12 protein-coding genes are annotated in these 14,135 nt (G+C 39.1%); 6 read left to right on the top strand and 6 right to left on the bottom strand.

Features of this window, described 5'->3' with window-relative positions; translation table 11 throughout:
• Positions 1-109 precede the first annotated feature (109 nt).
• From QUE72_RS06295 to QUE72_RS06280, 4 genes are all read left to right on the top strand, one after another.
• Positions 110-592, top strand: coding sequence for a hypothetical protein (locus QUE72_RS06295; RefSeq protein WP_286272254.1), 483 nt, complete (start codon positions 110-112; stop codon positions 590-592).
• Entirely contained in the window at positions 585-875 is a 291-nt protein-coding gene (locus QUE72_RS06290) for a transcriptional regulator (RefSeq protein ID WP_074499951.1), read from the top strand. The genes QUE72_RS06295 and QUE72_RS06290 overlap by 8 nt, the downstream gene beginning before the upstream one ends.
• A gap of 20 nt (positions 876-895) precedes the next feature.
• The gene (locus QUE72_RS06285) at positions 896-1,615 is read left to right on the top strand and encodes a CPBP family intramembrane glutamic endopeptidase (RefSeq protein ID WP_286272252.1); all 720 of its coding nucleotides are present in this window, start codon (positions 896-898) and stop codon (positions 1,613-1,615) included.
• Positions 1,616-2,059: 444 nt separating this feature from the next.
• Positions 2,060-2,614: a hypothetical protein gene (locus QUE72_RS06280; protein ID WP_074499946.1), complete on the top strand. Its 555-nt coding sequence runs from the start codon at positions 2,060-2,062 to the stop codon at positions 2,612-2,614.
• Between the two features lie 50 nt (positions 2,615-2,664).
• On the opposite strand, the gene QUE72_RS06275 is transcribed toward QUE72_RS06280, so the two are convergent.
• Genes QUE72_RS06275 through QUE72_RS06255 form a run of 5 tightly spaced genes read right to left on the bottom strand, consistent with a single transcriptional unit; the run spans position 2,665 to position 7,290 of the window.
• On the bottom strand, positions 2,665-3,321 hold the full coding sequence (locus QUE72_RS06275; RefSeq protein WP_286272251.1) for a CoA transferase subunit B: 657 nt from the start codon (positions 3,319-3,321) through the stop codon (positions 2,665-2,667).
• Positions 3,322-3,323: 2 nt separating this feature from the next.
• Positions 3,324-4,034 carry a CoA transferase subunit A gene (locus QUE72_RS06270; RefSeq protein WP_074499941.1) on the bottom strand — a complete coding sequence of 237 codons (711 nt, stop codon included), beginning with the start codon at positions 4,032-4,034 and terminating at the stop codon, positions 3,324-3,326.
• 8 nt (positions 4,035-4,042) lie between these two features.
• Positions 4,043-4,810: a 3-hydroxybutyrate dehydrogenase gene (locus QUE72_RS06265; protein WP_074499939.1), complete on the bottom strand. Its 768-nt coding sequence runs from the start codon at positions 4,808-4,810 to the stop codon at positions 4,043-4,045.
• Entirely contained in the window at positions 4,810-5,979 is a 1,170-nt protein-coding gene (locus tag QUE72_RS06260) for an E22 family MetX-like putative esterase (protein ID WP_407704957.1), read from the bottom strand. Before QUE72_RS06260 ends, QUE72_RS06265 begins: the two co-directional genes overlap by 1 nt.
• Positions 5,980-5,994: 15 nt before the next feature.
• Positions 5,995-7,290, bottom strand: a complete 1,296-nt coding sequence (locus tag QUE72_RS06255) for a GntP family permease (RefSeq protein WP_286272250.1) — start codon at positions 7,288-7,290, stop codon at positions 5,995-5,997.
• Between the two features lie 278 nt (positions 7,291-7,568).
• On the opposite strand from QUE72_RS06255, the gene QUE72_RS06250 reads away from it, so the two are divergent.
• Both QUE72_RS06250 and QUE72_RS06245 read left to right on the top strand, forming a co-directional pair.
• Entirely contained in the window at positions 7,569-9,848 is a 2,280-nt protein-coding gene (locus tag QUE72_RS06250) for a TonB-dependent receptor (protein WP_286272249.1), read from the top strand.
• A 74-nt stretch (positions 9,849-9,922) separates the two neighbouring features.
• A complete protein-coding gene (locus QUE72_RS06245; RefSeq protein WP_286272247.1) occupies positions 9,923-10,585 on the top strand; it encodes a response regulator in 663 nt (220 codons plus the stop codon).
• Positions 10,586-10,634: 49 nt separating this feature from the next.
• Here QUE72_RS06245 and QUE72_RS06240 read toward each other — a convergent pair whose 3' ends face one another.
• Positions 10,635-14,120: a hybrid sensor histidine kinase/response regulator gene (locus QUE72_RS06240; RefSeq protein WP_286272246.1), complete on the bottom strand. Its 3,486-nt coding sequence runs from the start codon at positions 14,118-14,120 to the stop codon at positions 10,635-10,637.
• Positions 14,121-14,135 lie beyond the last annotated feature (15 nt).

Here is a 14,135-nt window from a genome sequence, read left to right as displayed (position 1 = left end):
ATATAAATCTAAAACACCTAATTATTTTCCACTATGGAAAGTTTTAACTTGCCAACTTGGAAAGTATGACTTATATTACTTTCCACATCGGAAAGTAAAGGACGTAATCATGAATAATAAAGAACAAAAAGTATCGACAGAGGAAGCTCAACTAGCACTCGATAGTTTAGCCAATATAGACAGCAGTACCAATAAACTTATCAGACCGCCACTTTGGCTGACGGTCATTATGGCCTTTTTTTACGGAATGATGACCTTTTCTTGGGCATCTACCCGACATGAAAACCTTTGGATGCTCGGTTTAATTATTTCAGCAATTTGTTTTCTAGCAAGTGTCGCCTTTTATCTTTACAGCAGTCATTTACTTGGCATAAAGCCTAAGGTACTACCAAAAAGTAAAAGTGAATGTTTTTTTCATTTATTTTCCGGTATTTTTTTTGCGGCAGTCATCATTCTCACCCGCATATTAAGCGTAAATGGCTTAGAATATGCCGCCTACATTGGCGGTATACTCAATGCGCTAGTACTCGCATATTTATTGCATCATTACTCAACAGGCAATTACATTAAGGACAACAGTCACCATGAGTAACGTCAGCTTTGATCCGCTAATTCATGCACAAAATCGTTTACAAATTTGTGCCATTCTAGCGGCAACTGCAGAAATAGAATTTAAAGTATTACGAGAAAAGCTTAACGTAAGTGATTCTGTGCTTTCAAAACATTTGAAATCACTTGAAGATGCTCAATATCTTTGTGCACAAAAACGTACTCATATGGGCAGACAAAGAACATGGCTGTCATTATCAAAAACAGGACGAGAAGCATATAACGGACACCTAGCAGCTTTACGTGAGATTGTAGGTGGCGTATAAACGTTGACTTGAGGTATTTTATGTTTTCAGGAAGAAAGAATGTAATCGGTTCATTTATATCCGTATATCGTAAGTCGCAATACACTTATTGCATTGACCTTGCCATTTACCTTTCAGTAATGTTTTTAATACGCGAGATTTATTTTGAACAACATAATTTTATCACTAACGGTCTATTTTGGTCACTTTCAACACTTGTTGTTGCTATAACTTTTATTCGTTTTAGGCACGTTTCATTAGCAAAACTTGGCCTTTTCAAACCTGAAAGTTTTAAAAAGTTACTTTTCGTAACCGTGTTTATTTTTGCCTTTACCATCTTATCTATTATTATTTTTCAGTTGTTCAAACAAGAACTCGGATTTCAACTAGCCCCCGACCTTTCTAACGAACAAGCAGAATCTAAATTTGGAAAACTTTCAAATAACTGGTCATTATTTTTTATGATAATACCTTTCATTTGGCTACAATCAGCATTAGAAGAAATTCTCGATAGAGGCTTTTTAATTAATTGGATAGAACAAGCATTATTTAATACTTGGTTTTCGACTTTCATTGCGGTTATTTTACAGGCTTTTATTTTCGGCTTTAGACATTCTTACGATTTATCTGAACGTTCAATTACTGTAGGGTTAATCGGCCTAGCAATGGGCATAGCTTATGTTGTCTTTAACAGAAACCTATGGCCATTAATTATCGCACATTGCGCACTAAACACCATGTCGATGATTGAGCGCATTTAAATATTTTTTCAAGATCGACAATCTACAGTTAACCTTTAAGGTATTAAATAATACCAATTGGCATAAAGATTAAGTCAGTTCAGAGCGATGTTAGAGATGGAAGAATAAGCGAAACGTGTGCAGGTATAGTTGTTCTACATCAAACACGTTTTGCGCAATTATCGCGCCTCTAACACGCTCCCAAAGGGCGAGTTTAAACGCTTCATAGCCCGTGTTGTTGATTTTAACAAGGACGCTACAAGGATGTAGCTTATTAGAGAACGCAGGAGCACGTTCTCCTGAATAACCATTCTCTGCAATCAACGCCGTGCCTCTAAAGCGTTTAATTCTCGCTGAATGACCGAATATTTATGCGAATTGGTATAAGTACCTATTTATTACTAATTAAGTATGATAGAAATGTAGTCTGGCGAGATAAAATAATGAATATTACAAGGAATTTTTATGCATTACTTCAAATTAATAATATTACTGGCTGTCATTTCAGGATGTGCATCAACTAAACCTGAAGAAAATACAGAACAAGCAGTCATTGAATATAATAATAATAACGAAATTGCCTCTATTGTTGCCAAACCAAGAAGAAATTTATGTTTATTAACCGACAATTGTTCATGGTTAGGTGCGACTTGGACGGCTGAATCACCCAACGAAGTTACTTTACTTGTTCACTTCAGGGCTGGATTTAATTTAAAACAAACCACTTTATATATCGATAAAGTACCGGTTGTTTTAGTTAAGGGAAAAGAAGTTACACAATTTGATAGTCACTCAGGCGCATTCCCTGGTATGCGTGGTGATGTTGAAAGTTCTACCTTAGCTTACAGAATGCCGATAGAAATGTTTGAGCGAATCCTAGCGGCGAAAACCGTCGAGATAAGCATTGAACCGTACTCTCGACATAAGCGACATTTTTTCGATAAAGTTGCAACAGAAAACAAACACGGATATGGTTTTAAAGCTATAGAATCATTAATGAAAGCGCTCAATAAAGCGTAGCGCGATAAATAAAAAAAGCGCTTATGTTTCTAACTAAAGCGCTTAAATAGTTAAATATTCATCTCTTTTACTTGCTCGCTCACCACGAGGTCGCCTTGGGTGAGCGTTTTGATTTGTTCAATTGAAACGCCTGGTGCGTATTCGAGCAAATGAAACTTACCATCAATGATCTCAATATACGCTAGATCGGTTAATATTTTTTTGATGCACCCTTTGCCGGTTAAAGGTAAAGTACATTGAGATAAGAGTTTGGATTCACCATGCTTCGAGGCATGTGTCATGGTTACGATAATATTATCGGCACCTGCCACTAAATCCATCGCCCCCCCCATACCTTTAATTAACTTTCCGGGGATCATATAAGAAGCGATATTACCGTATACGTCAACTTCAAACGCACCTAATACCGTTAAATCTACATGACCACCACGTATCATCGCGAATGATTCAGCACTAGAAAAAATTGAGGCACCTTTTGCAGCCGTAACCGTTTGTTTACCCGCGTTAATTAAGTCAGCATCAATTTCTTCTTCAGTTGGAAATTGTCCCATCCCAAGTAGGCCATTTTCTGATTGCAACATGACTTCCATATTCGACGGTACGTAGTTTGCTACTAATGTTGGAATGCCAATACCTAAATTAACGTAGAAACCATCTTGTAACTCTTGTGCAACACGCTTTGCCATTTGTTCTCGTGATAATGCCACGGTTATTCCCCTTCGCTTTGTCTAACGGTTCTTTGCTCAATACGCTTTTCAAACTTACCTTGAATTAAACGATCAACATAAATTCCAGGTGTGTGTATTTGATCGGGTTCGAGCTCTCCAGCGGGTACAATTTCTTCGGCTTCTACAACAGTAATTTTTCCAGCAGTTGCCGCCATCGGATTAAAGTTTCGCGCGGTTTTACGATAAATGAGATTACCATAGGTATCAGCTTTCCATGCTTTAACTAAAGCAAAATCGCCTTTGATACTTTCTTCAAGAATGTAACTTCTACCGTTGAAGTCTCGTACTTCTTTGCCCTCACCCACTGGTGTGCCATAGCCCGTAGCCGTATAAAAAGCAGGAATACCGGCACCCGCCGCACGCATTTTTTCCGCTAGTGTACCTTGCGGTGTTAAAACAACCTCTAATTCACCACTTAACATTTGACGCTCAAACTCTGCATTTTCGCCAACGTATGACGCGATTATTTTTGCTATTTGACGATCTTTTAGTAATACACCTAAACCAAAGTCATCAACGCCACAATTATTAGAAACTATTGTGAGCCCTGTTGTACCTTTACGTTTTACTTCACTAATTAGATTTTCTGGGATCCCACAAAGACCAAAACCACCGGCGATGATCGTCATATTGTCTTCAAGACCAGCAAGTGCTTCTTGGTAACTTGCCACTACCTTATTGAATCCTGACATGTTTGTTCCTATTTAACTGTCCAACCGCCATCCAGCACTAGGGCTTGACCGGTCATATTTCTGGCATTTTCACTCGCAAGAAATTGCACGGTTGCGGCTATTTCTTCCATATCGATAAAGGCTTTTTTCGGCATTGGTGCCAACATTATTTTTTCAATCACCTCATCCTCGCTAATGCCATGTTCTTTTGCTTGATCTGCAATTTGTTTTTCCACTAGAGGGGTTTTGACATACGCAGGACAAATGGTATTTATCGTGATATCGCAATCAGCAGTTTCTAGCGCGATAACCTTAGAAAAACCGATTAATCCGTGCTTAGCTGCCACATAGGCCGATTTATAAGGTGAGGCAACTAAACCGTGAATCGAACCAATATTAATAATGCGTCCAAAACCATGTTCACGCATTTTAGGTAATATTGCTTTACAGGTTCTTGCCGGCCCCGTTAACAATATATCAACGATTTTTTGCCAAGCCCCCATCGGGAACTCCTCTAACCGTGAAACGTGTTGTATGCCTGCATTATTAATTAAAATATCAATTGGTGTATTGCCGAGTGTTTCCACTAAGTGAGCAATATCATTTTCATTGGTTACATCAAGTTTATATGCATCAACAGAAAAACCTTCTGCTATTAATGTTTGTTTTGCTTGTTGCGCCGCTTCTTCGCTGACATCGGTGATAATCACCGACGCCTGTTGCTTTGCCAGTAATTGAGCAATGCTAAAGCCAATACCGCTTGCAGCTCCGGTAATAAGGACCGTTTTATTTTTCATTACTCCTGCTCCAAAAAGTCACTTAACGTTTTAGCTTTTTGTTGTATGGTGAATAAACCGTCTAAGTGTCCCCACATGCCATTAATTTCTTCGTACTGGCTTTTATCCCCTAACATTTCATGGGTTTTTTTCGCCATTTCTGGATACAACAATAAGTCGTTAGTAGCTGGTAAAAACAGTGACTTCGCGGTTACTTTCGCTAAACTTGCTGATAAATCATTATTATGTCCTGCAATAAATAGTTGACTTGCCCGCACAAGATACAAAATATGATTAGCGTCCATTGTATTTACTCTGGCTTTTGCTGCGCCATATAGCCAATCAACCACAGGAAACGTTGCATTAATATCGTTTAAAGCGCCATCTACTATATTCTTATGGGTAGGATTCGAAGCATTAAAAATCGCAGGATGCATTGCTTCTTGAGTAATAGTGGCAAGCGAATACATTAAACCCGTATTAGGAGCTTCACTTTGATAATAATCACCGTTATTCCACTTTGGATCTTGTTTGATTGGTGCTGACCATTTTTCTAATCCTGCGACTAACCACGCATCAGATTGGCCAATACCAATAACTGACACCATACGTTCAACCATATCAGGGTAAGCGACAGCCCACTCTAACGCTTGCATTGATCCCATAGAAGCGCCAATCACAGCATGTAATTTGTTAATTCCTAAACTATCTATTAGTGCTTTTTGTACATTAACAAAGTCGCGAATGGTTACTACTGGGAAGCTTAATCCATAAGGCTTACCCGTTTCAGGGTTGATACTTGCAGGCCCAGTTGTAATAACCTTTTTATCAAAGGCACTAGCATTAACTAACGTATCAGAGCTGATCACATAGTATTTATTGGTATCAATGGCTTTTCCAGGGCCAATAATGCTATCCCAATAACCAGGCATTGCATCTTGCTTACTGTATTTTCCTGCTGCATGTGAATTACCCGTGAAGTAATGAGTGATTAAAATGACATTCGATTTATCTTCATTCAATGTGCCGTAAGCTTCCCAGCCAACATTCACTTGCTTGATTAATTTGCCATTAAAGGTTTTGAAGTTATCTAAGGTGAACTTTTGTTTTTCTACGATAAGCTCGCTTGCCCAAAGGTTGCTAGCAAACACAAGTAAAAATAAACAAATTGTGCGTTGAAAATTCATCATAAGGTTCTCTTTTTATTAAAATAATATAAACAAACTAATAGCAAGTATTAAGCCTATCAGAGGGACGATACCTGTCATAGCAAACATCGACAAATATGCACTCGCATGCGTTTCTTTACAGATTGCTCTTATCGTTGTAACAACATAACCGTTATGCGGTAAGGTATCTAATGCACCAGAGCTGATTGCCACTACACGGTGAAGCTCTTCTGGATTAACCCCTTGATCTAAATAATGCGGTGCTAATAACGGTAATGCGATTGCTTGGCCACCTGAAGCAGAGCCAGTTAAACCTGCAATCACGGTTACCGCAACAGCAGCGCCGATGAGTTCATTACCGGGTACCTGAGTCATAATTTCTACTGCTAGCTGAAAGCCGTCTGTTGATTTAGCGACAGCACCAAAACCAACCACTGCGGCAGTGTTACCAATAGCGATTAACGCACCATTCGTTCCTTCGGTTACTGCGTTTGATAGGTGATGAAAGTATTTATTGTTTATCGCTAAAATACTGAGTACACCACCAGCTAATGCAATAATTAATGCGTTATGACCAAAATCATGATGTAACGTAAACGATAAGCCAAGTACCACTAATAAAGGAATCACACCCGTGATTGGATGTGGATAATCACGTTCAGGTATTTCAGGGTCATCTTCTCTGTGTTCAAACACTTCACCATTAGCGACAGCTTTACCAATTAAACGGTTAAGCCACCAATAACCAAACAATGCCATAAACAAAGCAACGACCAAACTGACTTCCCAACCAGCATAAGGTGTGGTGCCTAAATACTTAATTGGGATCCAGTTTTGAATTTCTGGAGAGCCAGCAGATGTCATGGTGAAGGTAACAGAACCGAAGGCAAGCGTTGCTGGAATAAAACGACGTGGTAAATTTGCATCTTTAAACAAACTTAACGCCATAGGATAAACCGAGAAAGCGACCACAAATAAGTTAACCCCGCCATAAGTTAAAATGGCGCAGGCAGCTACAACAGCAAATACCGCTTTTTTCATGCCAAGTTTGTCGACAATATATCGTGCTACGCTGTCAGCTGCACCAGTATCCTCCATGAATTTACCAAACAATGAACCAAGCAAAAACATGAAAAACCAAGCAGCAATAAAGCTGGTAAAGCCTGACATATAGGTACTAACAAAATGTACATCACCCGTGAGTAACGTCATACCATTTGTTAGTGCAACAAAAAGTGCACACAATGGGGCGCTAATGAATAAATTCATCCCCCGCATGGTAAGAATCACGAGCAATATAAGCCCTCCTACCAAGCCAATCATACTTATCATAAGCCGTTCCTGCGTTATATTAGAGTTATTTTTTGACTGAAAATAGTTCACTCACAACACGCGGCATATTTACGGTTGATGCTTTTATCAACATTCAATACGTAAATGACTCATTCATTATTAAACGCGAACGCAGAAATAGGTATAGTACTTAAGTACCACATACAGATGGAAACGCTTCGACTAGATTAATAAGCGACTGAAACATAATCACAACAAATAACGATAAACATAAACCTATAGATAAAAAAGATAAGAAGAAATCCATCGGGGGAAGTATGAAATATACAAACATAAATGTGAACAAGGCTTCACGCTACAGCAAATCACTCTGTGCTATCGCAATTAGTTCAGCGATCTTTTCAGGTAATATTATTGCGGCAGAAGAAGAAGCCGTTAAAAAACAAGGGTTAGAACGCATTGAAGTTACAGCGCGTAAAACCACTGAAAGTTTACAAGAAGTACCTATTGCCGTCACTTCAGTTGGCGCTGCAGAATTAGCAGAAAATGGTATTGCAAACATTACTGAGATAGAGCGATTTTCTCCAAACACCACGTTACAAGCTAGCCGAGGAACAAACTCAACACTTACTGCCTTCATTCGTGGTATTGGTCAACAAGACCCTTTATGGGGCTATGAACCGGGTGTTGGTATATATATCGATGACGTTTACATGGCTCGACCGCAAGGGGCTGTGCTAGATTTACTCGATGTTGAACGCATTGAGGTGCTACGTGGCCCACAAGGCACACTTTATGGTAAAAATACTACAGGTGGTGCTATTAAGTATGTCACCAAACCTATGTCAGGTGATACTGAATTTAATATTGAAGCAACGGTGGGCAGTTATAACCAACGTGATTTAAAAATTACGGGGCAAATTCCCTTAATTGATGAAAAACTTTATCTTGGCTTTGGCCACGGCACATTAAATCGTGATGGTTTTGGTGAATTTTTGGTAGCGCCTGCCGGTGAAGATACTGAAAACTATAACAAAGATCTAACTGCATCTCGTTTAACATTAGAATATCATGCCACTGATAACCTCTTCATGCGTTTAGCGTGGGATAAAACAGATGATGATTCAAATTCCAAGGGCGGGTATCGACTACTACCAAGTTTATTAGCACCAGATGCTGCTATTCCTGATAGCAAATTTGATTCTTACACCAGCTTGCCGACTTGGAATAAAGTTGAACTTGAGGGCTTAAGTTTAACCATCGACTGGCAAGCAACTGATAACCTCTCATTCAAGTACGTGGGAGCAAGCCGTGAAAGTTATTCACCAACTAATATAGATTTTGATAACACTAGCTTGCAAATTTTTGATGTACCTGCGGTGTATGATGACGAAAACTCAAGCCATGAGATCCAAGCAAGTTACCGTGGTAATGGCTTTAATATAGTGGGTGGTTTATATCACTATTCAGGTGAGTCTTGCGGTAAGTATGATGCGATCATCTTTTTAAGTTTAACAGCTGAAAAATCAGGCTGTAATGAGAGCGACTCTGTTGCTGCCTATATACAAAGCAATATTGATTTAACCGACAAAATGTCGTTAACACTAGGTGCTCGTTATACCAAAGAAGAACGTAAAGCTGATGTGTATTCAGATACTTACGCAAGCATTGTATACCCTTACGACAACTGGATTGACGGCTATACGCAAGATCCTAATTTACCGCAAACACAAGTGTTAGGTAAAGATAGTAACGGTGATGGCATTTTAGATACCATGAAATCTGATGAATGGTCACGCTTTACGCCACGTATAGGTATTGAATATCAAGCTGACAGCGATACCATGTATTTTGCCAGCTACTCACAAGGTTTTAAGTCAGGTACCTTTAACCCACGCGCTGGTGCCAATGAAAACGCAGCTGATCCAGAAATCGTTGACTCTTTCGAAATTGGTTTGAAAAAAGATTGGACTGATAACTTAAGAACTAACATAACCGCCTTTGCAACCAAACATGAAGATAGACAATATATTGTTGTTCTACCACAAGAAAACCCAACAGATTTAGGTCAAAACTTAGCAAATGCGGCAAGTTCTGATGTACAAGGTATTGAAGCAGAGGTTACATGGTTAGCCAGTGAAAACTTAACGATAAATATGGCTTACGGGCACATTTCAGCTGATATTGAACAAGATGAAAATATTAACGTTCCGTTAGTCGGCTTATCAAATACCCCCGATAACACTTTTAGTGTATCAGCGAATTATCTCTTAGAAACAGACATGGGTATTTTTATGTTTAATACCGGTTATTACTATCGCGATGAATACATTATCTTCGAAGATGATGATTCATTAAATCAAGACGGTTTTGGCCAAGTTAACGCCAGCATTACTTGGGAAGGAAATGATGGTAATTGGTATGGTGGTTTACATGCGAAAAACATTACCGATGAAGAGTACATGGTAGGTGGCTATAACTTCACTAGTCGCAATCCAGACGGTTCATACGGCCCTGGTTTTGGTGGCGATACCACCCTTATTGGCTACTACGGTGATCCACGAACCATTCACTTAACAGTAGGCTATCGTTTTTAACTTTTAGCATAAACAGAAGGGGGCACTAGCGCCCTCTTCTTCATTCTGTTTAAATAGTTGTATTAAGGTTTATTATGAGTGAAGAAATTGTGAAATTAGCAGTTGCCGATGATCATCCATTATTTAGAACTGCACTAATTCAAGCAGCGAGTAAGGTATTACCAACTAGCGAAATAATTGAAGCGGATTGCTACGACAATCTTATCAAAGTGATTCAACAACACCCTGATATTGAACTTATTTTCCTTGACTTAAACATGCCAGGCAATGAAGGTTTTACAGGGTTAACCTCAATCAAAAATGCCTATCAAGACATTCAAGTGGTCATGGTTTCTGCGACAGAAGAGCCCAGTGTTATCAGCAAAGCTATTGATTTAGGCGCAAGTGGGTATATCCCTAAATCAGCCTCATTAGATCAAATTGCCGCCGCAATCGAAGAAGTATTAGATGGTGAAACCTGGTTACCCGCCGGAATTGATCTTACGAACATTGAGCCAACTCCAGCTAAAGCACTCGCTGATAAACTCCATAAACTCACGCCTGCACAATATCGTGTATTACAAATGATCGCGGATGGCTTGTTAAACAAACAAATAGCCTGGGAAATGAATATTCAAGAGCCAACCGTCAAAAATCATGTTTCAGCGATACTACAAAAACTTCAAGTGAATAACCGAACACAAGCCAGTATGTTATTTCAAAACCTAAAACAGATGACACCACAGTCATCTACCTAGCTATTTAGTATAAAGAGTAATATTGCAAAACATCTCGTTTATAGAGGTATTATACCGTTTTCATCAAAGATTTTATCGTCCGCTTTAATGCCGCAGGCTTTACCGGCTTATTTATAAAAATAAAGTTATTCTCAACGACTTGCTCATAAAGCTCTTCGGAATGATCAGCAGAATTGATAATGATAGGGATCTGACACTGTAAAGTATCACGAATATGATTAACCGCATCAACACCCGTTTTACCATGATCTAAGTGGTAATCGGCCAAAATCATTTCCGGCAACTGCTGTTGACACTTTGCTAAAGCCGTTTGTTGATCGTGTGCAACACTGACCTGACACCCCCATTCTAGTAAGCGTTGTTTCATCGCCGTCAATACCGCCGTATCGTTATCTATCACTAAAACATGTAAGCCCGTTAAGTCTCGTCTATTTCGATTAATAACGGGGAGTTTGTCAACTTCTGTGTGCTGCGACATTTTGATCACTGGCAACGATAAGGTAAAACAACTCCCTTCGTTTATTGAAGATGTTAACGACAGTGGAATACCTAGAATTTTACAAATACGAGAAGTAATGGCGAGGCCTAACCCCAAACCAACATGATGCTTATTACCTTGTGCTCCTTCGATTTGCTCGAAATCATTAAAAATACGTTGTTGATCTTCTTGTTTTATCCCCACACCTGTATCAGCTACCTCAATAATCAGTTTTTGCTGTAATTGATAGGCATTTAATGAAACAGTTCCTTGATTAGTATAACGCAGCGCATTGGCCAATAAATTTTGTAATACACGTCGTAATAACGCTTTATCAGAACGTGTTGCGCAATTATCAATACGTTGCTCAAATGCTAAATGCTTATTTTGGGCAAGGTAAGAAAACTCTTCCGCAATAGGTCGTATAAAGCTTTCTATATTAAAATCTTCTAAATAAGGCGTTGTGCTGCCAGCATCTAACTTTGTTAGTTCTAAAATAGAACTTAATAGTTGCTCAGCATTGGTCAATGAATAATGAATATTATCGCTTAATTCTTTAATATCAGCTTTATCGCCACCTTGTTCTCCTGCTTTTTCTGCAAGGATAGAAGAAAATAAGCTGGCAGCATTAAACGGCTGTAACAAATCATGGCTTAAGGCAGCAAAATAACGCGTTTTATTGATATTCGCTTGCTCTGCTTCTTGTTTCGCCGCCTGTAAGTGCAAGTTTAATTTCTGTAAATCATGCGTACGTTGCTCAACGCGTGATTCTAGATGTACATTCACTTCTTCTAACGCTTTTTGTGTGTTTACAAATTCGGTAATATCTGCATACGTGGTAACAAAGCCGCCACCTGGCAAAGGGTTACCAGACATTTCATACACTTTACCGTTCTTTTGCACCCGCTGAAATCGGTAAGACTTCCCTTGCTGCAAATACGAAATTCGCTTAGCTATTTCTTCATTACTATTATCTTTATTAAATAAGCCTCTGTTTGCATTAAACTGTAATACTTCTTCTACTGGCCTACCGACAAATATCTCTTTTTCAGGGTAATCAAACATTTCTATGTAGCGGCGATTCCATGCAACAACACGTAATTCTTTATCGACCACCGAAATACCTTGTTCAACGTTTTGAATGGTCGCTTGTAATAACGAACGGTTAAAGCGTAGCAACTCACTCGCTTCATCAACAATATCAACCACATCATTTAACAGTGCACTACGTCTGCGTTTTGCTGAATCAAACAAAAGTTTTGCTGATGCACCGCCAATAACACCCGCTAACTCTTGTTCTGCTTTTTGCTCTAAAGCAACCGGGGCAACATGTTCCCAGTTAAACGCCTGCTGTTGAAAATAATCATTTATAAGCTGATCAGCGACCGTTGGTCCAAAAAAACGAGCCACTAAACTATGTAAATCACGAATGGTGAGTGCAGAAGATATTTGATTAATATCGCGCTGAGAATCATCGGGCTGTATAAAGTTAACCGCATATAATTGTTCGGTAACTTCCGGTGTAGTAGCTAAAGAGTAATAAACAAATACCAAGAAACTCGCGACAAGACTAATAAACACACCGTGAGAAATAAACTCGAGCTCTAAACCAAACATCATCGTTGGACGCAACCAGGCAATACCTAAAAATCCTTCCTGAAGTAATGCATCAATATTAATCAAGCTTTGATGAAGCGAAGGTAATAACAAAGTGTACGCCCAAAATAGCGTGCCAACAATAATACTGCGATAAGCCGCTTTTTGGTTCGCTTTTCGCCATACCAACCCTAACAATAATGCAGGAGAAAACTGTGCAACTAACGACATAGACATTAAACCGGTAACCGCTAATAATTCTGAATTAGAAGTCACCTGATAATAGGCATAAGCAGCTAACAGTATAATGACAATGGCAATACGGCGGATCAACAGCAGTTTATCAGGGCTAAGCTTTTGCAGCTGGCCTGCATGTGCTTCACGGTTTAGTAATTTTGGTGTGATCAAGTCATTTGAAATCATAATACTTAATACAATGGTTGCGACAATCACCATACTCGTCGCCGCAGAAAAACCACCTAAGAATGACACTAATGTCATTAATTGACTGCCCGCTAATATCGGCAATTGCAGCATAAAGCTGTCAGAGCCAACGCTCACACCATCAAATAAAATTAAGCCCGCATAAGCAATAGGTAATGCAAATATATTGATTAAAATCATATATACAGGAAAAAGCCAACGTGCTGTTTTAAGCTCTCTTTCTTCATCTAATTCAATAAAAGTCATATGAAACTGACGCGGTAAACAAAACATCATTAACACGCCTAATAACGTTTGCATGACGTAAACATAGCTGGGTGGCGAGCTAATGGTTTGAACCGCACGGTGCTCGCTTGCCTGTTGAAACAGTTCAGTCATACCGTCAAACATGTAAAAACACACAAAAAAACCAATCGCTAAAAAGGTGAATAGCTTCACTATCGATTCAAACGCAATCGCTAATAATAGCCCTGGGTTATGTTCAGAGGGGCGAATACGCCTAGTGCCGAATAATATGGCAAACACGGCTAAGGTAACAGTAAACAATAAGGTAATATCTACAGGAGATTGTTCAGCGGGATAATTAATCACTTCGTTGAAACTGCTAGTAATCGCCCTAAGCTGTAAAGCAATATACGGAATAATGGCAAACACTGCCGTAATGGTAATTAAGCCAGCTAGTTTAGATGATTTACCATAGCGAGAAGCAATAAAATCGGCTAACGAGGTTAACGACTGCTCACGACAAATGCGAGCAACCTTTAACACTAAAGGCCAAGCGAAGATAAACACTAAAATCGCGCCGGTATAGGTTGGTGTAAACCACCATCCCGTGGTAGCTGACTGCCCTGTTACGCCATAAAACGCCCAAGAGGTGCAGTAAACTCCTAACCCTAGGCTATATACTACCGGCTTAACTTTCTTTGAGATTGTGTATTTATCACCAACAAAGGCGATGGTAAACAGTAAAATAAGATAGAAAAAGCTTAATAAAACTAAGACAGAAATCGGCAGCATAACAGATAATTTTTT

This window comes from Thalassotalea hakodatensis (genome assembly GCF_030295995.1).
Lineage (GTDB): Bacteria > Pseudomonadota > Gammaproteobacteria > Enterobacterales > Alteromonadaceae > Thalassotalea_C > Thalassotalea_C hakodatensis.
The sequence above is the reverse complement of the archived record's forward strand: the minus strand, read 5'-3'. Positions and strand labels throughout refer to the sequence as shown.

Coding starts and splice junctions, on each gene's coding strand:
- QUE72_RS06295 (WP_286272254.1), top strand. CDS start 110: ATGAATAATAAAGAACAAAAAGTATCGACAGAGGAAGCTCAACTAGCA.
- QUE72_RS06290 (WP_074499951.1), top strand. CDS start 585: ATGAGTAACGTCAGCTTTGATCCGCTAATTCATGCACAAAATCGTTTA.
- QUE72_RS06285 (WP_286272252.1), top strand. CDS start 896: ATGTTTTCAGGAAGAAAGAATGTAATCGGTTCATTTATATCCGTATAT.
- QUE72_RS06280 (WP_074499946.1), top strand. CDS start 2,060: ATGCATTACTTCAAATTAATAATATTACTGGCTGTCATTTCAGGATGT.
- QUE72_RS06270 (WP_074499941.1), bottom strand. CDS start 4,034: ATGTCAGGATTCAATAAGGTAGTGGCAAGTTACCAAGAAGCACTTGCT.
- QUE72_RS06265 (WP_074499939.1), bottom strand. CDS start 4,810: ATGAAAAATAAAACGGTCCTTATTACCGGAGCTGCAAGCGGTATTGGC.
- QUE72_RS06260 (WP_407704957.1), bottom strand. CDS start 5,979: ATGATGAATTTTCAACGCACAATTTGTTTATTTTTACTTGTGTTTGCT.
- QUE72_RS06255 (WP_286272250.1), bottom strand. CDS start 7,290: ATGATAAGTATGATTGGCTTGGTAGGAGGGCTTATATTGCTCGTGATT.
- QUE72_RS06250 (WP_286272249.1), top strand. CDS start 7,569: ATGAAATATACAAACATAAATGTGAACAAGGCTTCACGCTACAGCAAA.
- QUE72_RS06245 (WP_286272247.1), top strand. CDS start 9,923: ATGAGTGAAGAAATTGTGAAATTAGCAGTTGCCGATGATCATCCATTA.
- QUE72_RS06240 (WP_286272246.1), bottom strand. CDS start 14,120: ATGCTGCCGATTTCTGTCTTAGTTTTATTAAGCTTTTTCTATCTTATT.